The following is a 23,969-nucleotide window of genomic DNA, read 5'->3' on the forward strand; positions in this document are numbered from 1 at the left end:
AATGGGTTTGCCGTTATCAAGCGTGCCATTCGGTTCATATCCCTTAGCAAGAAAGGCAGAAGACAGAGAGCAGTATTCCTCCTACCCCCTGCCCCCTGCCTCCTTCACCCCCTGCAAGCAGCTATCGCCATCTACCGAGTTAACCCCTGCCCCCTGCCCCCTGCCTCCTTCACCCCCAACCACTTGCTATGCTTAACACTCCCTTTCCGTTTAAGCGATTATCAGGCGCTGTGACCGAAAACGACTCATTACGAGTCGTTGTTTTTACGATCGCAGACTATTTATTTGCCCTGCCAGTTGGTGCAGTTCTCAAGGTGATTGCTTGTCCTCCTATTAGCAGTACGGTTGAAAGTGGGATCGGGATGGTCGATTTGGGAGCGCAAACTATTACGATTGTGGACTTGCGCCAGAAGTTAATTCCGCAAGTACAAGACCAACAGGCGCATCAAGTTCTCTCTGCGGTTGACACTTCAGGGCGCTTTTTACTTCTGACTCAAACGCGGACTGGGGAAATTTGTGGCATTCCTGTGGACAAGCCCCCTGCCTTAATCGATATTCCTTTGGAAGTTGTGCGTCCTGTGCCTTGGTCTTATCGGCAAGTGGCAGAGTTAAGCTGTGTGAGCCACATGGCTGTTTTATCTGTAACACCAAACGAGGAACCACTTAAAGTACTTCTTCTAGGCATGAACCAGATATTGGCTGATAAGTTGGGGTTGCCGGGAACAACCCAGCTATTGGCTCCTGGGCTGACATCAGGCGAACAACGGCAAAGATTTCTGCGTTTTTCCTTGGGAAATCAAGGCAGTGGATTGCTACCATTCCACTCATTACAGGACATTATTCATCTCGCTAGCCAAGAAATTTCCCCAGCTCCGGCCTTACCAAGTTGGATTTTAGGTTTCTATAATTGGCAAGGACAGATGCTGCGGCTGGTTGACTTGGAACATTTGCTTGGTTATGCGCCGCTTTTAAAGCGGCACTCACGACCAGAAAAGCCAATGGTTCTGGTTATCGAGCTGCAAAATCAGGTAATCGGATTTTTGGTGGCTCATGTCTACGATGTAGAGTGGCAGGATTTACAGCAAGCACAATCAGCACCAACCGACTTTTCCCCAAACAAACTACTAAATTTTGTTCGAGGTATTCTACCAGGCGATCGCTGGATTTTAGACACCAGAGCGATCGCCCAGACATTGCAATGGCAAACCCACTGATTTAACTTGATGCTGCCAAGGAGTTTTTCGTGACGATCGCAACCTTAGACCCTAATTTTGAAACCCAGCCTGTTGAAAATCAAATCCCGATAGAAGAAATTTTGGCTAATGTGGCTCTAATCAAAGCAGTCTTTCAATCTGCTAAGGGGCCAAAGGTCGCTCAATTGCAGCAGAAGGTAAGTCAAATCGAAGCTTTTATCCAAGCTTTGGCTAAGGATTCGCCCAGTGACAATGATGACAATGTGCAAAGGGCTTTTCAACTCCAGCGAGAACAACTTGTGATCATCGAGCGGCAAATGCAGCAGGCAAAAGGCCAAACTGCACTTTTGGAGGTTACAGTCAGGGCCCTTCAAGATGTTCTCAACGCCGATCGCGTCTTGATTTATCGTTTTGAAGAAGATAATCGCTCTCGAGCGATCGCTGAAGCTACACAAGCGGGTTGGACATCCCTGCTCAACCAATCCCTACCGATAAATTTGTTTGTTACTAAACCCGATGTTAGTGACGCAACTGAATTATTAGAACTAACTGGGCGCCAACAGCAATTTTGGCAACGCTTTCAGGTGCAAGCTAGCCTGTGCTTGCCCTTGATTGTCAAACAACAGCCTTGGGGTTTTTTAGTTATTCATCATTGCCTTGCACCCCGACAATGGCAGGAATCAGAGCGCAGTTTGCTGCAACAAGTAGGAATGATGTTGACAATTAACTTGCACTCGGCTGAAATAGTAGCTCCACCTGCTCAACAGCTTGAATCCCTCGATCTGTCTGAGTTACTAGTGCCATTCCAGCAGGTGAGCCAAACCGTACAAGAAGGAGCAAGAATTGCCGAACTGACCAGTGAGCATTTAATGTCTATTCAAGATACTGTTGCTTTTACAAATAAACAGCTGCAATACCTCGGTGAATTCTGTCAGCAAACTTCTGGCTTTGTTCGCCTTGTGGAAAGCTTAAGTACCAAGATTCAGATTTTGTCTTTGAATACAGCCATCGAAGCAACAAAAGCTAGCGAGCAAGAACGAGGTTTGCTAACTGCTGCCGAACAGGTGGAAATTCTCGCCCATCAAGCCCGCGAAAGCACCCTAAATGTAGAGGAATGGTTCCAGGAACTACAGGTGACAGCAGTAGATGTTGCTTCTGCTATTGAACCGTGCAATGGACAAATCAGTGCGGGGCTGGAATCAATCGCGCAAATCCAGGAGCAATTTAGAGCGATCGCTGACATCGCTGCTTGTACCCTCAAATCAATGCCGAAACCATAGAATTGTCACAAACCCCATAGAAACTGAGAGTTACGTTCATGAGTACCGATTTTGTCCCCCAACCGCAGAACGACGATCGCTTTCTAGAAGAAGCGATCGATTTGTTACTGTTCTTGGAGCAGGAGTTGCCTAACTATACAAAAGACAGTAACCCCGGTACAGCTTTGGCTCTCATGGAAGCTGCTGGCTCTCTGCATTCGATTGCTATAGCAGCCGAACTAGATACCATTGCGATAGTTGCGGCTGCACTAGAAGAGATTTTTCAGCTTTTGCATCAGTATCGGGCAACTATTGACGCTCCAATCGCCTCCCTGTTATCGGAAGGATTAGATTGCCTACAGATGCTGCTGATGGCATTTTTAACAGCCTCAAAAATTGAGGAAGTAGAAATTCTGGAGCGGATGTCTGCCATTGTTGCGCGTCTGCAAGCAGAATTTGGCGATTCCCAGGATACACACCTTGAGACATCGCTAGAGCAACCGCAGGAACATCAACCAGTTATTCAGTTTAACGATTCCTTGCCCGAGCTAGAAGCTTCTATATCTCTACCAGAGCAAGTTATAGTTAAAGACAAGGAAAGTCTTGACAGGAAACTAGTAAGTGAAACTAACCTCCAGGTTAGTAGCTTTAGTCACCTAGATGCTGAACGGCTTTCTGCCAATGTAGAGGAACTAGTAAACCTGGAGGAAGGAGATTTTCATGCTTGGTTGGGGGATTTTTCCCTGCCTACTGAAACTTCTGTTGCATCCCTAGTTAAATCTTTGAGCGATCGCCATCCACTCTCTTTACAAGAATCGATTTCTACCATTCTTGCAACAAGTATTCCAGCCGCTATACCCATCAATATTAAGCATCTCGAACAACTAAACGCGCTAGTTGCAACATTATTAACTACATATAATCAGCAAGCCTGTCAAGAAGAACAACAGCAACATACGATCGGGCGGTTGCTCCGACAAGTTAAACGATTACAACACCTGCTCGATAACCTACAGGAATGGTCAGGACGTTTAGCAGCAATTTCAGATACCCTTTCTCCCCTAGCTGCTTCTCGCTCTCAGCAATTATACAGTACTCTTCAATCTGTCTTGGCCCAAGCGTCTCAGGTGGCATCAACTGTTGATTCGCTCAATAACAATCATCATCAACTCAAACAAGAACTCATACAACAGGAAAAGTTACTTAAGCATTCTTCCAATTTAGTCAAAACAGTTACAACTATTCCTTTAAAAGTAGCCTTAGAACCGTTGCATCGGCTTTGGTCTCAGTTACAAGCTTTACAAGATAAGTCTGCTAGACTACATTTACAAATTAGCGATATCCAAGTCGATCGCGCGTTTAGCGATCGCCTCCGTGTCCTTCTGTTGCATATAAGTTGCTATTTACTAGAGCAAAGCATTGAGTCTGGTCAAACGCGCCAACACCTTGGTAAAAATAGCAACGGTATCATCGAAATTCAAGTTTATCAGCAAGGAAATCAACTGATTATTGATGGGTGTGATGATGGCGCAGGACTTAACTTATCTCAAATTTATCAACCGGCTTTAGCCCAGGGGTTCGCCCTGACAAAACCAGGGGATATGTTACAAGTGACTGAACTGGTACTTGAGCCAGAGGTTTCATCTGTTTTGTGCGATCGTGCTGCCTTAGAGTTAGGAGTAGAATTAACTGAAGTTTGCAAGCAATTAACAGCTATTCAGGGAAGAATAGTATTGAAGTCTAAAGCTGGACATGGTACAGCCTTCTCGCTCCAAATTCCCCTCGATCGCAAAATTGCTCAACTTATCGTCTGTCAAGCTAACTCCAGAGTCTATGCATTTATTGCCGATTCTGTAGAGCAGATTTGTCTATCCCAGTCCGAACAAATTATCCAAACTCAAGCGGGACGGATGTTATTATTGCAGTCTTCTGGCACCAGTGGCTTGCTTGGTTGCGATCGTGAGGATCTAACAACAGAAATGCTCGTCCCTATCTACTTATTGACTGATGTGCTGACTTGTCCTAACCACCTTCCCACCTCAGTTACTACTTACAGTACAGATACACTAAATGCTTTCAAACAGGATAAGCCGTTATTAGTATTTCGTTACTTAGACAAACGATGTGCTTTAGAAGTAGATTGCATCATCGGCAAGCAATCCTCTGCAATCCATCCTCTGGGGGAAGCAACCCCGGTTGCTGCTTATATCCAAGGAACTAGCATTCTTGCCAATGGGCAACTTAGCCTGGTTTTGGATGGTCAGCTTCTCACAAAATCTCTAGCTTGAACTCAATACCTGCCGGAAAAACTAAGTTACGACGATACTATTCTCAAATACTTTTGCAGTCTGGAAGACCCTAGAATTGAGGTAAGTCCTACAGTAAATCTCAAATATTAAACTGATATCTATCCACGAGGCAGAAGAAACTACTTACAAAATTCCGTATTGTAGAATTGCTGTCTTAAAATCAGGAAAAAACGCTCGTGGTTCCCATTAGAGATAATAATCCGACAAAAATCACCCCTTATGTAACTTATGGGTTGATTGCTGTCAATGTCCTCGCTTTTCTTTATGAAGCAAATCTTCCCCCACAAGCATTAAATGGATTTTTACGCCTTGCGGCTGTAGTTCCACGAGAACTGACTTTAAGTTTTGCGGGTATCTCTGTACATCAACCAGTACCAGAGTGGGCAACTTTAATTACCTCACAATTTTTGCACGGTGGTTTCTTACACTTAGCTGGCAATATGTTGTTTCTCTGGATTTTTGGCAACAACGTTGAAGATAAGTTAGGTCATGCCAAATATTTACTGTTTTATTTATCTTGCGGTGTTTTGGCATCTTTGACCCAGTGGTTCTTCGCTCAAGATTCTAGCATTCCTTCTTTGGGTGCAAGTGGTGCGATCGCAGGTGTCATGGGTGCATACATTCTCCGCTTTCCCAACGCCGAAGTCCTTGGGGTTGTACCTTTAGGGTTTTTCTTCCCAACTTTCCGTGTCCCCGCATATTTCTTTTTAGGATTCTGGTTTCTCGAACAAGCCTTTTACGGACTTACTAGCCTTGAAGCACGTACTAACATCGGTATGGAAAGTGGCGGTATTGCCTACTGGGCCCATGCAGGCGGGTTTATCTTCGGGGCAATTCTTGGCCCACTGTTGGGTTTATTTAGTGATAAATCCCAGGAAGAATCTTGGTACAAGTAATTTTTAATAGTATCGTTTTTACCCTCAATTATGCTGATTGATTGAATAGGTGAAATTGTTTAACCTTCGCAACTGCTAGCCTTACAAGCTATATTGCAGTTAGTCAATAATTTAGGAAAAACACCTGTGTTTCCCCTTTACGATGAAAATCCGACACGAATTACCCCGTATTTCACCTATGGGTTAATTGGCATGAATGTTTTAGTTTTTATTCACGAGGTGAGCCTGTCACATGGACAATTGAGTCGGTTTTTAAGTGAGTATGCAGTAGTACCTCAAGAGTTAACCACCAATTTGAATGGAGAGTGGATAACGTTATTTACGTCGCAATTTTTACATGGTGGTTGGTGGCACTTAATCTCAAATATGGTGTTTCTCTGGGTTTTTGGCAACAATATTGAAGATCGATTGGGTCATGCCAAATATCTGATTTTTTATTTGGCGTGTGGTGCTTTAGCTGCCTTGTGCCAATGGTTTATTGGGATGAATTCTGAGATTCCTTCTTTGGGGGCAAGTGGTGCAATTTCTGGGATTCTAGGTGCGTACATTATCCGCTTTCCCCACGCTCAAGTCATGACTTTAATATTTTTGGGGTTTTTCATCACCACAATCAGAGTCCCAGCACTAGTAATAATTGGACTTTTTATTGTGCAAAATGTAATTTCCGGTCTTGCTACCCTGCAAACAGCCGCTAACATGAGCGTGGAAACTGGTGGAGTTGCCTATTGGGCGCACATCGGTGGTTTTGTATTTGGGGTAATTCTTGCTCCCTTATTTGGCTTGTTTCGACGCGACTAAATACAGCATTTGCTGAAACTCGTAGCACAAAAATTGTTACCTTTCAATTCTCTGCGAGACGATTCTCTTTCAGAGACGCTAAAGCGAACGCCAACGCCAATGCGATAGTCTGCGTTAAAATTTACACATTTGAAACTATTAGTTTTTGTTGGCACTCGCGGAAACTTCTTCTGACTGTTCTACCTCAGATGTAAATGTTGGTGATTTTGCAACTTCTTCAGGTACAGAAACGATGATATCAGCACCATTGATAATTGCTCCCAATAACCCTAGTTCAGATTCAACCAATTGATCGATAGCTTCACCGAGCATATTCTCTTGCGTATAGTTTGGTCGCGCCACCAGTACGATCCCATCGCTGTAGGGTTGAATTAACAATGGGTCATTGGATATGCTGAGGGGACTAGTATCTAAAATGACTAAATCAAACCGTTCGCGGACATCTTCTATCAGCCGCCGCATTTCGCTGGATTCAAGAATAGCAGCGGATTGCCGTACTGGGCCTGGGCTGGGAAGAATGTATAAATTTTCTACATCAGGAACTAAACGAATACATTCACTCAAATTAGCGTAATAACGTAGAGGTTCAATAGTGGCTTCAGGGTCAGGGATTACTTTTAAAGATGTACAACGGGAAGGCGATCGCAAATCTGTTTCGATAATTAAGGTTCTTTTACCAGCACGGGCGGAAGCAACACCCAAATTATAAGCACTTGCCGTTTTCCCCTCTAGGCTACTGGTGCTAGTAATCAATACTACCTTTAAGTTTTTACCACCAATCCGGCGCATATTACTACGGAATTTCTCATAAAATTCTAAATAAGGAGAATCTTGGGAAAATACTACCGGTACTGCATCTGGCTCCAAATCATCAACTGGCATTAAAGGCAATTCTCCCAACAGTGCCACTTCTCGTTGCTTGAGGCTCTCGCGAATATCCTCCCTGGTTTTGAAAGTCCCTTCCAGCGCTCCCAACAAAAATATCACTCCGCCACCAATCAATACACCTAAGAAACCACCCACAGCCAGGGTAATAGGCACACTCTTCGGAGGTTTGGGATCGACAGTGACTGCGGGGCGTCTGGCAATACTGAGGCTGCTAGTAGTTTCTGCCTCTGCGGTTTTCGCATCGGTTAGCTTCACCTGCATTTGGTCATAGATGGCTTTTTTGAGTCCAACCTCCTGTTCTAAACGCGATCGCTCTAATTGCTTATTGGGTATCAGAGCATACTCTCGCCGGAGTCGCGCTTCTAGTTGGATTTCTTGAGCTAGTTGTTGTTGCAGTGTCTCCCTTTGGGTTTGTAAAGCCACCATTTGGTTTGCCAATTGCTGGCGTGTTGGATCTAAGCTGCTTTGAGTGCGAATACCTGCAACGCTACCCTGAAGCGGAGCCGCCGTTCCACCACCACCTAAAACTTCAGCAGCACGTTGTTGGAGTAATTCCTCAGCAGCTTGTTTCTGACGAATTAACTGCACCATTGTTGGATGTTCCGGCCGCAAATCTTTTCTGAGTACAGCGATTTGCGATTCACTTTGATAAATTTGCGCTCGTAAGTTCCCAATAATTGGATCGGCACTCAAAGCTGAAGAAACATAAGCTTGTCCGACTGTTAAGCCTAACTTATTTTGTAAACTGCGAACTTGACCATCAACCCCAGAAATAGTTAATTGAATTTGCCGTTGGAGATTTTGGCTGGCAGTAATGGCGCTTAACAAGCTGCCATTCTCTGCGGCTAAGATTGCTGTTCGCTCGACGCGATCGTACTGTTCCAGCTTCTTTTCAGCAATTTGCAATTCCCGTTTAGCTTGTGGTGTGCGATCGTTAATCTTTTGAATAATTGCTTGTAAGCGCCCAGTATTGATGTCACTGCTCAACTTGATCATTGCTTGCATCAATTCTGTCAATACTTGTATGCCTCGTTTGGCGTCACTATCTACATATTTAAGTTCAAAGGTAGAAGATTCTAATTCTCCACTCTTAGCATTTTTTTTAGGTAGAGCAAGAGCAAGACTTGCACCGAGTTGTTTCGGTTTGACACCGACTTTCTCAGCCACACCTGCAATTATCTGGTTTGATAGTAAAACTTCCTCATTTAGTTCCTTCCCTTGCTGTTGGATTTCATTACCAGTTGCAGAGAAAGAAACTGGTGGCCCACTATAAGTAAGTGCCCCAGATGCTATATAGCTAGTAGGTGGCTCTGGTTGCATAGCTACCACAGTTGAGCCAGCAACAACTAAACCAAAACTAGCTAGTCCAATCCATTTATATTTATCAAAAGCAATCAGATAGCGTTTAACAATTGGTGGGGTCATGGTCGCTTCGCTCCAATTCAAAATTTAAAATACAAAATTCAAAATTTAGGAAGCACCAAACAAAGATAGTGGCTTTGATACAAGTATGCTATCAACTTCCTACTGTATATATCGGTTGATATCTTTAAGACTTTTCCATTAATAAATTCAAATATTCAGTTAGAGATGTAATTTTTTACACTCCAAACTATTTCTAGGTTGTATCCTTCTTTAATGTTACTAATTCGATCCACCACCGATGTTGTCAAAAAACCGGAGAAAAGATTGAACATTGAAGAAAGGTTGGGTAATGGTGGTCAAGAAATTAGTAATTCTACCAATGAGGTTCCGACCAACAACAATAACATCGTTATCTTGAAGTGCTACATTTTGCGACGCATCACCGCCTAGAGCTTTTTTAGCATCAAGTTTTTGGGTAACAGCTTTGCCTCGTTCCGAATCAAAGCGAACCAGAGCGATATCTCTCAGATTAGCAGTGTCTAGATTTACACCTCCCAAAGCATCTACAAATGTACTGCCGTTAGGCAGTGCTTGAATGGAAAGACCACCCGCAGCGTAATTTAAAACTCGGACTCTAATCTGTGGTGTAGCCAAGGATGAACGTGCTACTAAATTGCGGTCATAACCATCCTCACTACCAACTTCACGACGGGGCACGAGTATCGCATCTCCGTCTTGTAAGCGTAGATTTGGGATTGAACCGCCATTTTGCAGTGCTGCGTATAAGTCAATAGTTTGTGAAATTACAGAACCATCGATTAACTTTCGGCGTACTTGCACCTGTCGCAGGTCTGCATTCAAAGTTGAACCACCAGATGTTAGCAAAGCATCAGCAACGCGGGGTGTTGGTGAATTAATTGGATAAATTCCTGGTCGAAATATTTCCCCGCTAATGGTAACTTGAACTGGTCGCGTTCCTGCCAAGGATACTACCACGATTGGATCTGGGAAAAAGCGACTCAAGCCCAGGCGAATTTTTTCTTGAGCTTCTTCCAAGGTCAAACCTTTTAATGACACCGTTCCCACTTGCGGCACGATGATGTTGCCTTCTGGACTAATTACAGCTTGAAAACTGAGGTCTGGACGCTGCGCTGCTAATGCTAAAACTATTATTGGATCGACTACATAACGATTTAAACCCAAGCGAATTTTTTCTTGAGCTTCTTCCAAAGTTAAACCTTGTAAAGAAACTGTTCCCAATAACGGCACCGCAATATTACCTTCTGGGTTGATTAAAGCTTGAAAGCTCAAATCTGGAAAGCGCTGAACCGAAACGCTAATTCCGTCTCCGATGCCTAAACGGTATGGGCCAGGAGGACGCTGAAGCACAACACCAATTGCATCTCCTGGTCCCAAGAGGTAGCGGCTGAGTTGCGGAGAAATTTCTTCATTTACACCACTAGGTGCAACTTCATTAACTGGCACAGGTGAGGGGAATTGCCCTGGTGATTGTCCTTGAGATGGAAAAGGCTGGGCAACAACAAGTTGGATAGGTGTTGTTAAGAAAACTCCTACTTGAAGACTGACAAAACACAGGGCGCTGAATCCACGCATATAATAACTGGGATCTATGAACATCGGTGTAGAAAATATTGATATAGAAATTAGTCGCGCCGAGTGGTTATTTTACTCTAAAAATGCCTTCAATGTCTCTTTTATCTAGAAGTATTTACCAAGAGAAAGAGACTAATTTTGCTAAATTTAATTTCTAACTTCATGTTGTTAACATCATTTTAAGTGAGTTTCAGCCTGAACACAATTTATAGACATACTCTGATAAATCTCTGCACAAGGGCATCTATAACAGACTCTACAAAGGGCCCGCCATTAATGCAGCTTGTACTGTTTCCCCAATAGACTCGGCTAAAGGCCAAGATGTTTCTACCTGCCCCAAAGGTTCCATTGGAATCAGAATGCTCACGCCAACCCAAGGAGTGCGTTGCTTGCGCCACTGTGCCAGTTGATCCGCCAAGAACCAGTGAAAAGGTGATGGATTTCCGCCGTCTGGCATCGCATACCATTGCAAAACTGCGAAGGTTTGCTGTGGTGTGGAGGCGCGAAAAAACCTAGCTTCTACTTTATCGACATTAGAAGCCAACTTTGCAGATGGTTTGACATTAAATTCCGCAGAACGAGATTGAGCTATATCCCACTTTCCCCAGCGTGACCTTCCCCAGCCGTTAACGTCTGTCCACTCTACCTCTGGTTGATCCATAGGCCCATTTTGCGGCAACAAAAGCAGGATTGCTTGGGATTCGGAACCTTCTTTTTTAATTACCTGCAAAGACCAATTATGTTCGCCAATTTGCTGTTCTGCTTGTTCAATGGTTTGCCAACCAGGAAGGGTTAACCCAGTCTTGCGAATCTGTTTTAATTCGTGGAGGGTAGGAACAGCAGGCGGCTGTTTCCATTGCCAGTGTCCTGTCAGATATCCGGGAACCCCCGCCATTGCTAGCAGCAGTAGCAATAATAAAAGTGCTGCTACCTGAGTCAATTGGTTTTCCTTGAAAAATTTAGAGAAGGAAATCATCAGTAAAATTTGCAATACTTAGGCAAAATCTTACTTTATAAAATCACATTGTGAGTTCAGTAATATTTATGACTTACGTAGAAGTGATGAAAAATTAAAGGAGTTGGGAGGGGAGAGTGAAGAACAGGGAAAAAGTTGCAGAAAATTTTCCCCTCTGCTCCTCTGCCAATGCCCAATGCTCAATGCCCAATAGTTCTAAGTTTCTGCCTCTTGCTCAGTTTCTAGAGATGCTGAAAAATAGGTATTAATCCAATTCAGTAAGGGTACTAGTGATACTAGCATACAAGCAGAGTAGAGATCGCCACCCCAACCCTCATGCAGCCATTTAAAAGCCGCTTCTTGACCCGTGCCGTGAAAGAAAGTCAGTAAAGTATTACGAATGATGTTGGCAGTAATACTAACGATCGCAGCAAGAGATAAAAACGATATAGTTGTCCGCCGTGAAGACAAAGCATCTGTCCAATAAAGCAGCATCAAGCCTACGTAGAGAGTCGTAAACAACATTTTCAGCCCTGCACAATAGGGAGCAACTTCTACAATCCGTCCTCCCACGTAAAGATTGATCTCATCTACGGTTACTTCCATCCCAAATTGATTTAGTATGAAGCCTGCTGTGCCAGCGATGAAGCTTTGGAGAGGCATGGTATAGGGAGCAATGAGATAAGGTAATGCTGTTGGGGTTGCTAAAAATACTAGTAGTAGAGGGAATCCTTGTAATCGCAAACCTGCTATTCCCTTAAACCACAGGCATAATCCGATTAATATCACGGGCAAAGAAAGGTTAACCCACTCTGTAACACCGCTAAGATAAAAAATTGCCCCTAATAACAATAAAACAGCGCCCAAAGGATTGATCGTATCTGGCAAACGTTTCCACTTTTTCCGGTTCATCCAGCCCAGATAAGCCGCAAATGGTAGACCAATAATTCCGTGGCTGAAATATTCGTGTTCTGTACTGATATTTTTGTGCAGCCAACCATCCAACCAGTGTAGCAATATTGGAGCATAAAGCAGCAGCAAAACGCCTAAAATAGCTATATTTAACAAGCCTGATGCGTTTATATTTTTAACCTGTTGCTGGAGTGCCATGATTTTCAGTATTAGTCATTGGTCATTGGTCATTAGTCATTGGTCATTAGTCATTGGTCATTTGCAAAGGATAAATGAGAAAAGACAAATGACAAAGGACAAAGGACAAATTAAGTATGAATTAACTTCAGGCTACCACGCTGCCCAGGTCAGCAGTAGATAGATTATCTCCCTGATAACTTGTTGAGACTGCATTGGCGATCGCTGCTACAACTTCTTTGACTTGGCTACTACTTAAACCAGGATACATCGGTAATGATAATATTTGCTTTGACAACTTTTCTGCTTGGGGAAAATCTCCCAGTTGATAGCCTAAGTTGGTGAATGCTGGCTGAAGATGACAAGGAATTGGGTAGTGAATACCAGTTTGAATCCCCGCTGCTGTGAGTTTTTCCTGGAGTTGCTGGCGTTCTATTGGGCAAGAATCATCTACTTTAATCACATAAAGATGATAAACGTGTCCTGTATCACTTTGATTTTCTATAGGAATAATTCCAGCAGTTGCCAAGGGTGCTAGTTCATTATCATACTGCTGGGCAATAGTCAGGCGATCGCGATTCCACTGCGGCAAATATGGGAGTTTTTTGTGCAAAATTGCTGCTTGCAAAGTATCCAAGCGGCTATTTGTACCTGGTTCAGTATGAAAATACTTTTGCGATGCACCATAATTTCGCAAGCGCACCATCTTCTGGGCTACATCTGCATCTCGTGTCAGCAGCATTCCCCCATCCCCAAATGCTCCCAAATTTTTGCTGGGATAGAAACTAAAAGCTGCTGCTATTCCTACTGAACCAGCGTAATATCCGTCTCTTTGGGCGAGATGTGCTTGGGCGGCATCTTCAAAAATTAGGAGTTTGTAAGTATCGGCAAAGTTCACTAAATCGCGTGGTGATACCATCTGACCATAGAGATGCACGGGGATAATTGCTTTAGTCTGAGGCGTAATTGCCTTTGCTGCTTCTCTTAAATCAATCAAAGCAGTTTGGCGATCGCAATCTACCAAAATTGGTTTAGCTCCAGCACGTAGCACCCCAATTAAGGTGGCGATAAAAGTATTTGCGGGTAAAATTACTTCATCGCCAGCACCAATATTACACGCTTGTAATCCCAGAGCGATCGCATCTGTTCCTGATGCTACACCAACTCCATAAGCCGTACCAGATACTGCCGCAAATGCTGCTTCAAAATCTGAAAGTGCTTGTCCTAAAATAAAATCTCCCCGTTCCAATACAGATTGGATTGCATCTTGCAATTGCGTTTGAATTGGTTCATGTTGTAACTTTAGGTCTACAAAAGGAACTCTAATAGTCATTTTATTCATTATCAGTCGTCCTCAAAAAATGTTTCCTCACATGGAAAAAATAGAAAACCTTGTACAATTTTCGGCATGAAATTGTCGTAGATTTAATCTATTTGGATAAAGGCTTAGATCGATTATTTAGTCGGTTATGGTTTTCAAAATCACGCCCTCTTAATTTGAGTGCCCGAAGTTGCCATCGGACTTCTCTCAAAATTCAAAAAGTTCAGAAACTGGGCTTTTCAATAATTTGGTAGTTTGCTAATCCGTAGGGATATGGTTAGCCTATTTAGGTCATCTTGCACTAGGATTATCATCTCTGGGTGCTAGTTGTTATCAGTAAAATGTCTATATTTTATTACATCAACATCTATTTTTTTAAGTAAATTTACCTTGAATGTTCCAGTCAAAATTTTCCCTTATATAGATAAAGAATCATAGCTCCTTTGTATTGTATCCTTAGCATTAGCTTACCCTGGCTGAATTCAAATCTAACGCAGTCTGATTGGAAAATCTCAAGCGATAAAGACTACATCAGTGCTAAATAAAGAACATTCAGCACCAGTAACTAGTAACTAGCAGACACCACATCTTGGCTTAATGCAAGGGAGAAAAAATTTTTGCCCTAAATTTGTTTGTCAGAGGCAAAATTAGGGAATGCTTAAAAATAGCAATTGATAACCTAGAAATAGGACTTGGATCAATTAACACGATAGAGAAATTATTAAGGTAGCAGTGGCAATGATAGAGCCTGAAAACAAATTATTTGCCCTAAAGGATGGTTGGGATTCTCATGAATCAAGAGAACAGCAACGCCTCAAAGCTTTGTCCGATTTAGGTTTGCGGCAACCAGAAACGATTCCGGTTTTTGAAGAAGCCACACAGACTGCTGCCCACTTTTTGGAAGCACCAATTTCGATATTGGGATTTGTGGATCAAGAACGCCATTGGTTCAAATCGGCGATAGGCTTATCTAGACTAGGACTAATGAATCATTTGGCACAAAGCCGCCAACTACTACGCCGGGAATCATTTTGCACTCAGGTAGTAGACAGCTTTCAAGTATTTGTAATTAATGATACGCATAAACTTACCGATCCAGTACTTGCTGGCAGCAAGTTAGTGCAAGATTATGGTATTCGTGCTTACTTAGGAGCGCCATTAATTGATGCTGAGGGACATTGTTTAGGTGCATTAGCGGTGATGGATTTAGTCCCGCGCAATTTTACAACCCGAGATATTGAGTTTTTACAAATCATTGCTCGTTGGAGTATGAGTGAATTTGAACGTAATAGACTCCTGCAAGGGAAACTCGAATCAAGCGCTGCCAAGAACGTTCCGATATTTTCACTGAATGAGGAACGTAACACTGATATTAAAATCACTGCATCCGCTCAAGATAACGACTCTGTTTCTACTAAGCAACTGAAGCTAGAACTTTTGAGTCAGCTAACTCAGGAATTACGCACGCCCCTAACGTCTGTACTCGGTATGGCTAGTGTTTTAGGACGTGAGATTTATGGGCCTTTGACGACTAAGCAGAGAGAATATTTGGAAATTATCCAACACAGTGGTCGGTACTTACTTTCCCTAGTAAACGAAATTACCGAACTAGGAGCGATGGACGAAAACTCAACTGTACTAAATTTAGCTCCCGTGGATATTGAAATGCTATGCCAACAAGCTATCAATACCCTAGAAGAAGTAGCTAATCGCCGCGAGCAAGATATTCGCCTGTCTATAGAACCAGGCCGCAATCGCATTTGGCCTTTAGATAAAGACAAGGTGCGGCAAATGCTTTATCATCTGGTTTTCAGTGTGATTCAACTTTCGGCTACAGGTAGCATTGTTCGCATTCATGTTTCTTATAAAGAAGATACGCTCAACATTACTATTTGGGTTTCTCATCCCTGGTTAGGGGATGGCATAACAGAGGTCGATCCTTACTTCCGTCTCAATTCTTTGTCGCTGCTGGAGCTTACAGGTGAGATTGCAACTTACAATACTCATACAGAAAGACAAGAACAACTAGATACTTCATCAGTAGCAGTGGAAAATTCCAAAAACTTGAGTGATTCCCACTCAAATTTCTTTGCTAATAGTTCAGGTATAAATTTAGCTAAATCACATGGAAGTCTTTCTCGTGAAAGTTTAGGCCTATTACTAAGTTGTCAACTGGCAGAATTGCACGGTGGACATATTTTGATTCAAGGTTCACCAGAATCAGGATATCGTTATGTGCTTTCTTTGCCACTGCAACTAGCGACTTCCTCACAAGCAATTAGCGATGTCTAATTGTGGGGATTGAAGAAGGTGGGGCCCCCTCTGGGGATAAGGGGTAATGGAGATTGGGAAAGACGTATTTTCTATTTAGATTTGATTAATTCTCTGTGTGCTTCTGCGCTTACCTATGCCTTTAAATTTCAACCCTCAATTCGCCACTATTTTACATCAAGCTGTACTCAGTATATGAAGAACTATTCTTAACTTTCTATTGGCTGATGGCTAGGAATAAGAGCGCCATCGCGTGATGTGCAATTTCTGTTATTACCTTTTTATAGCTATAGGCATTATGATCGATTCCAAGTTCTGCGTCGGCAGGCTAATCGATCGCAATGTTTTTTATGAATTTAGTCTGGCAACGATTTACTCTATCAACTTTACCGCTCAAAGAATATCTTGCTACCAGTTATGTACACCGCTCTCTGGTGGGATTGCTAAGTTCTTGGCGGCAAACTAGCGTCTTGCTTCAATGGGGAGATGCGATCGCAGCGGTTTTACTCAGCTTAATATATGCTCTAGCACCTTTTGCTTCGAGTACATTGGTGGGTTTTTTGCTGGTGGCTTGTGTCGGATTTTGGCTATTGTTGACTATATCTGATGAAGTAACACCAGCAAATGTCTCGTCGTCAGTCACTCCCATTCACTTACTGGTATTGCTCTACTGGGGAGTTGCCGCAGTTGCAACAGCATTATCACCAGTGAAAAAGGCGGCACTTAACGATTTGGGAACCTTGACCTTGTATTTGCTACTATTTACCCTTTGTGCCAGGGTATTAAGGTCGCCTCGCCTCCGTTCTTGGATTATCATCCTTTATCTGCACGTATCGTTAATTGTTAGTGTATACGGGTTGCGGCAATGGTTTTTTGGAGCCACAGCATTGGCAACTTGGGTCGATCCAGAATCTCCTATGTCTAAGACTACAAGAGTCTACAGTTATTTAGGCAATCCCAACTTATTGGCTGGATATCTATTACCAGCAGTAATTTTTAGCTTAGTGGCAATTTTTGCATGGCAAAGCTGGCCTAAAAAAGCCCTCGCATTAACGATGCTAATTGTCAATAGTTCTTGCCTAATTCTGACTTTTAGTCGTGGTGGTTGGATTGGACTAGTGGTAGCAGTTTTAGCTGTGATGGCATTGCTAGTTTATTGGAAAAGCGTGGAAATGCCTCGTTTTTGGCGTACTTGGTCAATACCGATTGTTTTAGGAGGTTTGATCGGCGTATTGGTGCTAGCAGTGATATTTGTAGAGCCAGTGCGGCTGCGAGTATTCAGTATTTTTGCCGACCGTAAGGATAGCAGTAATAATTTTCGCCGAAATGTGTGGGATGCTGTATTTGAAATGATTCGCGATCGCCCGATTTTCGGCATTGGGCCTGGTCACAACTCTTTTAATAAAGTTTATCCCCTCTACCAACGCCCTCGTTACACTGCTTTGAGCGCCTATTCGATATTGTTTGAAGTGACTGTAGAAACTGGCTTTGTTGGTTTAGCCTGCTTTCTCTGGCTATTGATTGTCACATTTAATACAGCAATTTTGCAAGTGCGGCGATTGCGACAAATCAGAAGTGTAGAGGGATTTTGGTTAATTGGGGCGATCGCTATTTTGTTGGGTATGCTAGCTCACGGCACCGTAGATACTGTCTGGTATCGTCCTGAAGTAAATACCCTCTGGTGGCTGATCGTTGCCTTAATTGCCAGCTACTGGACACCTTTAGCTCAAAACCAGACAAATACAACTAACTCAGATCCAGCAATAAATTAACATAAATAAATTGTCAGTTGTTTTCTTACCGGACAACTGACAACTTTTGAATTGTTTAATCTCTGTAAGTAGTAGCACTTGGAGCATTAGGGTCGCGATAAGCTACAGATTCGCGATCGTTCTTTTTGCCAGCCAACCCGCCTAGACCGAGTAAACCAAGCAATCCTAGCCAACCCCAATCAAAATCGTTGCGATTGTCAGTAGTCGTTGTTGGAGCAGTAGTAGTAGTAGTACTAGCTCCAGTGTCATTAGTTGTCTGAGCTTGTGCAGATAAAGTTAAAGGTAAAATTCCCATACTCAAGGTGAGAACGCCAGCGCCAACAGCGGTAATGAAATTACTTTTCATAGTTGTGAAAGTTCCTGATGCTATTTAAAGTCACTCACCACTGTATCGAGTCTTAACTTTAACAAAATCAATCTGCGGCTATAAACTCGGCATTTTCATAACTCACGCTGTAGACATACAGCATGGTTTTCACAGCAGTCTGTTTCTCATTCTTGCTGTGGTAGTTTAGCAACATTGAATCCTCAATAACTTTTCATGGCCCGTTGAATGTCACGCTGGTCTTGGCGTCGTTTCAGGTCTTCTCGTTTATCGTGGAGCTTTTTACCTTTGCCAAGAGCTATACTGACTTTTAGCCAGCCTCGTTTGAGATACATTTTCAAAGGGATTAAAGTTAAACCCTGCTGTTCAACTTTGCCAATTAGCTTACGGAGTTCTTGACGATGCAATAGAAGCTTGCGTGTACGCCGTGGTTCATGATTAAAATATTGTCCACTAGCGTTGTAAGGCGAGATATGCACATTGATCAACCATGCTTCACCATTGCGAAGCAAAGCATAGCCATCTTGGAGATTGACTTTACCCGCACGAATCGACTTTACCTCTGTTCCTGTCAACTCAATTCCAGCTTCGTAAGTTTCTAGAATTTCATACAAATAACGGGCTTGACGGTTGTCGCAAATAACTTTGTAACCTTCGTTCTTGTCGCTCATTGATAATTTTGTGTGCTTTAAATGTACCTAAAAAATTATTTGGATTGGCTTGTGAATTATACGGTGTATCTTAGAACCGCTATAAATGGTGAACTGTATATCACTAATTTAGCTTTTCTAAGTTCACAATTAAGGTTTTCTGGCAATTTTAAGTTAGCTGATACCGATTACCTCTAAGATTTCATAGAACAAGTTGCTTGAGCAACTTGTCTCACTAAGCCTGATTTTGTGCAGTTTCACAAATAGGACTTACACATCAAGTAAAGGCAATACCTTGTGGTAAGCCGATTCTCTAAGAAAAACTCCGTGTAACTTGCTTCTTGGCGTTTACATGAATTGTCTCTACAGAAAATCAAGATTTTCACTTCTCTTTTGCATAAGTCCTGACAAAGAATTGGTATGACGCTAATGATGAGTTGTTACAAATTACAAAGCTCTCTATGCCTCCTAAGCACAGGGAGTCTAAGGTGGTTACATTTCGTTAACCTTCCTAATGATTTAAGATTTCCTTTATAAATAAACCCTGAGAGCAGTCATTAGCTGGTAATCCTGTCATAGTATGAAACATAAGAACACTATTATTGTCTGTGTTCATTAACGGAGTACATAAAAGCAAATTTCTGAGTAAAAAAATGCTAGGGGTGTATTATCCATGCCCTTGACGATCCTTGTAGTGGATGATGATTTGGGCACTCGTCTGTCTGTTAGCGACTATCTTGAACTGTCTGGCTACTCAGTGATCGTGGCTAATGACGGTCAAGAGGCTTTGTTTATGGTGGATGAGTATCATCCTGATTTGATTGTCACGGATATTGTTATGCCACGGATGAATGGCTATGAACTGGTGCGCCGGGTGCGTCAACAACCAGTGTTTCGTTTATTGCCTGTAATTTTATTAACGGCACGCATTAAGACCCAAGAAAGAATTCTCGGCTACCAGTCAGGGTGCGATTTATATTTACCCAAACCTTTTGAACTGGAAGAGTTAGCAGCAGCAATCCGCAATCTTTTGGAGCGATCGCAAATTATCCAATCAGAGTATCGTTTTTCTCATAAAGATAGTTTGGGCATTTCCGGCTCGATAAAAGCGACGGATGCCCATAATTCTCTGTCCACTCAAATTCAGAAATCCCATCTGCACTCATCCCTAACTCACAGAGAACAGGAAGTCTTAGAGTTATTAACTCATGGTCTTTCTAATGCCGATATGGGTCTTCAGTTACACCTGAGTCCTCGAACTGTGGAAAAGTACGTTAGCAGTTTATTGAGAAAAACCTCAACCAGCAACCGCGCGGAATTAGTCCGTTATGCGATGAAGCATGGTTTGGTGGAATAAAAAAGTTAGGAGTTAAAAGTGAGGAGTGAGGAATTAAAACTCCTAACTCCTAACTCCTAACTCATAACTCTTCACTTTTAACTTTTGTCAGCAGACCTTCACAAGCATCGATCAGTAAATCAATAACCTGATTAAATCCCTCTTGACCGCCGTAATAGGGATCTGGAACTTCCTTTAGAGTATGCCGAGAGCAAAACTCGCACATCAAACGTACTTTATGCTGATATTGCTTAGTTCGATCGAGAGTGAGGATGTTGTCATAATTTTCTCGATCCATAGCCAAAATCAAATCAAAGTCTTGAAAGTCTGACTTTTCAAACTGGCGTGCTCGACCACGCAGTTTAATTCCCAACTTAGTAGCAGCCGCAGCACTCATACGTCTGTCAGGTGGACTACCAACGTGATAGCTAGATGTACCAGCAGAGTCACAGAGGATATGTTCGCTCAAGCCAGCCTGCTCAATTAGATGATTCATGATATTTTCTGCCGATGGCGATCGGCAGATATTACCTAAGCAGACAAACAGCAACTTGTAAGGCATAGATATACTTTGTCCTTTGTCAATAGTCATTTGTCCTTTGTCCAATGACTAATGACTAATGACTAATGACCAATGACCAATGATTAAAATCCAGGTAACTCCAACCCACTGGTTAATTCTTCCATGCGTTCCCGCATTGTTGCTGTGGACTTGTTGTAGGCTTCTTTCATTGCCACTGTTACAAGATCGGAAAGTACTTCTGCACCTTCTGCTAAAGCATCTGGAGAAATTTCTACCCGCTTGGGTTCTTGGTTTCCACTGACAATCACCCTTACAAGACCACCGCCAGATTCTCCTTGAATCTCCATTTGCTCCAATTCTTCTTGGAGTCGCTTTGCGCCTTCTTGAACTTGCTGCGCTTTCTTAAAAGCTTCGGCTAATTCTTTCATTTTTCCTAAACCAAAGCCGAATCCCTGTCCTTTTCCTGTCATAATTATTTGTACGCGTATGCGTTGAATAACAAATCAAATTCAATTATAGATGCGGTAAGTAATTTGACTCTTTTTTTACCAATAATTAATGCGTCATAGAGTGGGGAGTATGGAATAGAGAGTAGGGAGTAGGACATTGGTTATTAATTCTTCTCCCTCATCTCCCAATTCCCCATTCCCCATTTTTATCCACAAGCACCTTGAAACTCTCCGAGCATTTTGACTTCTGGCTCTAAATTAATAGACCAACGTTCTTGTACTTGATGTTGGATGTGGCGAATGAGACAGAAGATATCACTAGCTTTTGCTCCACCACGATTAACGATAAAATTAGCATGTAGTAATGCTACTTGTGCTCCACCAATTTGGTAGCCTTTGAGACCAGTTTGTTCAATTAACCAGCCAGCACTGTAAGGTTTGGGATTGCGAAACACACTACCACAACTGGGAAAGTTGTATGGTTGAGTGCTTAACCGATGCTTTTTGTGTTCTTTGGTAATTGCCACAACTTTTGCTGGGTCTGCACCTGGCGCGAGTTGTAAGGTGGCTTGGGTGACTATGCGATCGCCACCTTGCAATAATGAAGTCCGGTAGCTATAACCTAACTGTTCTGGGGTTAGAGTTTCCAGCGTACCATCGGGTGAAAGTACCTCGGCACTAACTAACATATCTGCGATACAGCTATTATGTGCCCCTGCATTCATTACCACTGCACCTCCGGCTGTTCCAGGGATACCAACAGCCCACTCCAATCCTTGCCACCCTAACTCTGCTGCCGCCCATGCCAAGCTAGGAATTGATTCTCCGGCAGCAACGGTTAATTGACCGGTTTTAAGGTCAAAGTTGCTGAAGCGGAGATGACGAGTAGCAATGACTAAGCCTGATATACCACCATCACTCACCAGCAAGTTAGAACCTGCTCCCAGTGTTGTCACCTTTAGCTCGCGTTCTTTGGCGTATTTAAGACTTGCTTGCAGTGCTTCTAAGTTTCGGGGGGCAACGTATAAATCAGCGGCTCCCCCAACTCTATAGGAAGTAAACGCTGACAAACAAGCCTGGGACTTGAGCGCACAATCAGTATTGGGTAAGTAGATTACTTCACTCTCCACCGAATTAGTTATTTGGGGTTTCTTTGTATTCAAAGCAGAAACTGTGCAGACGTTTCCAGCTGCCTGGGAAATGGTCATCTTTACTTTTTTGGTAAAATTTTTACATTTATTTACCGCAAATATACGGTAATAGAGTTCACAGATGAAACCGTTGCGAGAGGAGCGCTTTACTCAGAAATAAAACTTCGCAAAGGTCTTCACTTAGGATGTGGCTTTAGCCGGCTCACAAAGTGTCGTAATTACTTCCGGAATGACCTGGTTCAAGTTTCCAGCCCCCAAAAACAGCGCCAAGTCTCCTGGGCGTAGTGTTTGTAGCAAGTACTCATACACTGCGGGTAAAGTTGGTTGATAAACGACCTGCGAATGCTGTTTAGCAATTTCTGCCGTTAGACGTTCACCACTAATTTGCCCTAAATTCGGTTCGCCTGCACTGTAAATATCAGTTAGCACTACCAAATCAGCATGAGTAAATGACTCGGCAAATTCATCTAAAAAGGTCAGTGTACGGCTATAGCGATGGGGTTGGAAGATGGCAACCACTCTTTGCCCTGGTCTTGCCTGTAAACGTGCTGCGGCGAGAGTAACGCGAATCTCGCTCGGGTGATGAGCATAGTCATCAATGAAGGTAATGCCATTGACTTCGCCTCGGAACTCAAAGCGTCGTCTTGCTCCTTCAAAGGTGGCGATACCTTTGGCAATTGCTCCAAATTCTAAGCCCAAAGCGCGACCAACAGCCACTGCGGCTAAAGCGTTGCTGAGATTGTGCCGACTGAGTAACCGCAACGTCAACACGCCCAAAGCTTTGCCTTTTTCCCAAACCAAAGCCGTGGTACCATCAGCACGATAATCAATATTAGTGACGGTGTAATCAGCGTCGGTATCTGAGTGTAAGCTGTAGGTAATTGTGGGTTGCAAGCGATCGCGCACTGTCGCACAGTCAATGCTACCTATTAAAGTTTTACAACCCTTAGCAAATGTCTGGAAGGTGTCAATGACTTCTTCTAATGTATCGTAGTGGTCAGGATGATCGAGTTCAATATTGGTGATGATGCCAATTTCGGGAGCGTGTTTTACTAAAGAACCATCTGATTCATCTGCTTCGGCTACCAAATATTGGCTTTGTCCCAATCGAGCATTACCGGACCATGCATTGACTTCGCCACCGACTAAAATCGTTGGGTCTAGGCCTGCTTCTAGAAGCATATAGCCAATCATACTACTGGTTGTAGTTTTGCCGTGGGTTCCTGCCACTGCAATACTGTAGTAATCGGCAATTAAAGCTGCTAGGACATCTGAACGATGTAAAACTGGACAACCTAATTCCAGCGCTGCTTTGTATTCTAAATTATTAGTGTTAATTGCTGTTGAACAAATAACTTGAGGCAGTTTTGACTTAGTATCAGTAGGTAATTCTTCTGGTGAATTTAATACTACTGGATTAGCTAATACCTGAGGTTGAAAGAATTCGAGATTGCTTGCCTCTTGTTTACCAAAAATATGAGCACCGATAGATTCCAATTTGTGCGTAATGTGGTTAGGACGAAGATCCGAACCTGATACTGGAAATTGACGCTTTGCAAGAACGTATGCCAGAGCAGACATACCTATGCCACCGATGCCAATGAAATGAAATGGTCTACCACTAAAATCTACAGAATTAGTCATTTATTACTCCTTTTACACCACACCACACCATAATCACAAATGACACGCGTATCATAACAGGATTTTGATTTTTACCGTAACTACTTCTGTATCATGTTCATGTTTGATGCCCAAATGATGTTTCTGCTCTGGCTTTCCTGGTTGAGAATGATTTTACCTTG

Annotated in this window: 19 protein-coding genes; 8 read left to right on the forward strand and 11 right to left on the reverse strand. The window is 42.8% G+C overall.

The annotated features are described in order from the left end of the window. The first annotated feature begins 230 nt into the window (after positions 1-230). From RMY64_RS20920 to RMY64_RS20940, 5 genes are all read left to right on the forward strand, one after another. Positions 231-1,214 (forward strand): chemotaxis protein CheW, encoded by a 984-nt coding sequence (locus RMY64_RS20920; protein ID WP_322700990.1) that lies wholly within the window; start codon positions 231-233, stop codon positions 1,212-1,214. A gap of 29 nt (positions 1,215-1,243) precedes the next feature. Continuing rightward, complete coding sequence (locus RMY64_RS20925) at positions 1,244-2,473, forward strand: GAF domain-containing protein (RefSeq protein WP_322673874.1); 1,230 nt, start codon at positions 1,244-1,246, stop codon at positions 2,471-2,473. 38 nt (positions 2,474-2,511) lie between these two features. Further along, positions 2,512-4,740 (forward strand): chemotaxis protein CheW, encoded by a 2,229-nt coding sequence (locus RMY64_RS20930; RefSeq protein WP_322673873.1) that lies wholly within the window; start codon positions 2,512-2,514, stop codon positions 4,738-4,740. A 197-nt stretch (positions 4,741-4,937) separates the two neighbouring features. Next, on the forward strand, positions 4,938-5,657 hold the full coding sequence (locus RMY64_RS20935; protein ID WP_322673872.1) for a rhomboid family intramembrane serine protease: 720 nt from the start codon (positions 4,938-4,940) through the stop codon (positions 5,655-5,657). A 126-nt stretch (positions 5,658-5,783) separates the two neighbouring features. Continuing rightward, the gene (locus RMY64_RS20940) at positions 5,784-6,455 is read left to right on the forward strand and encodes a rhomboid family intramembrane serine protease (protein ID WP_322690791.1); all 672 of its coding nucleotides are present in this window, start codon (positions 5,784-5,786) and stop codon (positions 6,453-6,455) included. A 138-nt stretch (positions 6,456-6,593) separates the two neighbouring features. On the opposite strand, the gene RMY64_RS20945 is transcribed toward RMY64_RS20940, so the two are convergent. The 5 genes from RMY64_RS20945 to RMY64_RS20965 form a co-directional block, all read right to left on the reverse strand. After that, complete coding sequence (locus tag RMY64_RS20945) at positions 6,594-8,768, reverse strand: polysaccharide biosynthesis tyrosine autokinase (RefSeq protein WP_322700991.1); 2,175 nt, start codon at positions 8,766-8,768, stop codon at positions 6,594-6,596. Between the two features lie 219 nt (positions 8,769-8,987). Continuing rightward, positions 8,988-10,346, reverse strand: coding sequence for a polysaccharide biosynthesis/export family protein (locus tag RMY64_RS20950; protein WP_322700992.1), 1,359 nt, complete (start codon positions 10,344-10,346; stop codon positions 8,988-8,990). 232 nt (positions 10,347-10,578) lie between these two features. After that, positions 10,579-11,298 (reverse strand): cyanoexosortase B system-associated protein, encoded by a 720-nt coding sequence (locus RMY64_RS20955; protein ID WP_322700993.1) that lies wholly within the window; start codon positions 11,296-11,298, stop codon positions 10,579-10,581. A 195-nt stretch (positions 11,299-11,493) separates the two neighbouring features. Continuing rightward, complete coding sequence (gene crtB, locus RMY64_RS20960; RefSeq protein ID WP_322700994.1) at positions 11,494-12,387, reverse strand: cyanoexosortase B; 894 nt, start codon at positions 12,385-12,387, stop codon at positions 11,494-11,496. A gap of 127 nt (positions 12,388-12,514) precedes the next feature. Continuing rightward, a complete protein-coding gene (locus RMY64_RS20965) occupies positions 12,515-13,708 on the reverse strand; it encodes a DegT/DnrJ/EryC1/StrS aminotransferase family protein (RefSeq protein ID WP_322700995.1) in 1,194 nt (397 codons plus the stop codon). A gap of 717 nt (positions 13,709-14,425) precedes the next feature. On the opposite strand from RMY64_RS20965, the gene RMY64_RS20970 reads away from it, so the two are divergent. Both RMY64_RS20970 and RMY64_RS20975 read left to right on the forward strand, forming a co-directional pair. After that, entirely contained in the window at positions 14,426-15,979 is a 1,554-nt protein-coding gene (locus tag RMY64_RS20970; protein WP_322673866.1) for a GAF domain-containing sensor histidine kinase, read from the forward strand. Positions 15,980-16,308: 329 nt separating this feature from the next. Continuing rightward, positions 16,309-17,730 (forward strand): IctB family putative bicarbonate transporter, encoded by a 1,422-nt coding sequence (locus RMY64_RS20975; protein ID WP_322673865.1) that lies wholly within the window; start codon positions 16,309-16,311, stop codon positions 17,728-17,730. Between the two features lie 55 nt (positions 17,731-17,785). Here RMY64_RS20975 and RMY64_RS20980 read toward each other — a convergent pair whose 3' ends face one another. Further along, positions 17,786-18,076 (reverse strand): WGxxGxxG family protein, encoded by a 291-nt coding sequence (locus tag RMY64_RS20980; RefSeq protein ID WP_322673864.1) that lies wholly within the window; start codon positions 18,074-18,076, stop codon positions 17,786-17,788. Positions 18,077-18,258: 182 nt separating this feature from the next. Next, positions 18,259-18,726, reverse strand: a complete 468-nt coding sequence (smpB, locus tag RMY64_RS20985) for an SsrA-binding protein SmpB (protein WP_094349892.1) — start codon at positions 18,724-18,726, stop codon at positions 18,259-18,261. A 652-nt stretch (positions 18,727-19,378) separates the two neighbouring features. Between smpB and RMY64_RS20990 the strand changes: the two genes are divergently transcribed. Further along, on the forward strand, positions 19,379-20,062 hold the full coding sequence (locus RMY64_RS20990) for a response regulator transcription factor (protein WP_322673863.1): 684 nt from the start codon (positions 19,379-19,381) through the stop codon (positions 20,060-20,062). Between the two features lie 61 nt (positions 20,063-20,123). Here RMY64_RS20990 and RMY64_RS20995 read toward each other — a convergent pair whose 3' ends face one another. From RMY64_RS20995 to murC, 4 genes are all read right to left on the reverse strand, one after another. Next, positions 20,124-20,603, reverse strand: coding sequence for a low molecular weight protein-tyrosine-phosphatase (locus RMY64_RS20995; protein WP_322683307.1), 480 nt, complete (start codon positions 20,601-20,603; stop codon positions 20,124-20,126). 83 nt (positions 20,604-20,686) lie between these two features. After that, positions 20,687-21,034 carry a YbaB/EbfC family nucleoid-associated protein gene (locus tag RMY64_RS21000; RefSeq protein ID WP_322673862.1) on the reverse strand — a complete coding sequence of 116 codons (348 nt, stop codon included), beginning with the start codon at positions 21,032-21,034 and terminating at the stop codon, positions 20,687-20,689. 185 nt (positions 21,035-21,219) lie between these two features. Continuing rightward, positions 21,220-22,221, reverse strand: a complete 1,002-nt coding sequence (gene murB, locus RMY64_RS21005) for a UDP-N-acetylmuramate dehydrogenase (RefSeq protein WP_322673861.1) — start codon at positions 22,219-22,221, stop codon at positions 21,220-21,222. 123 nt (positions 22,222-22,344) lie between these two features. Then, positions 22,345-23,808 (reverse strand): UDP-N-acetylmuramate--L-alanine ligase, encoded by a 1,464-nt coding sequence (gene murC / locus RMY64_RS21010; protein WP_322673860.1) that lies wholly within the window; start codon positions 23,806-23,808, stop codon positions 22,345-22,347. Positions 23,809-23,969 lie beyond the last annotated feature (161 nt).

Origin of the sequence: Nostoc sp. DedQUE08 (assembly GCF_034530895.1) — a bacterium.
Taxonomy (GTDB): domain Bacteria; phylum Cyanobacteriota; class Cyanobacteriia; order Cyanobacteriales; family Nostocaceae; genus Nostoc.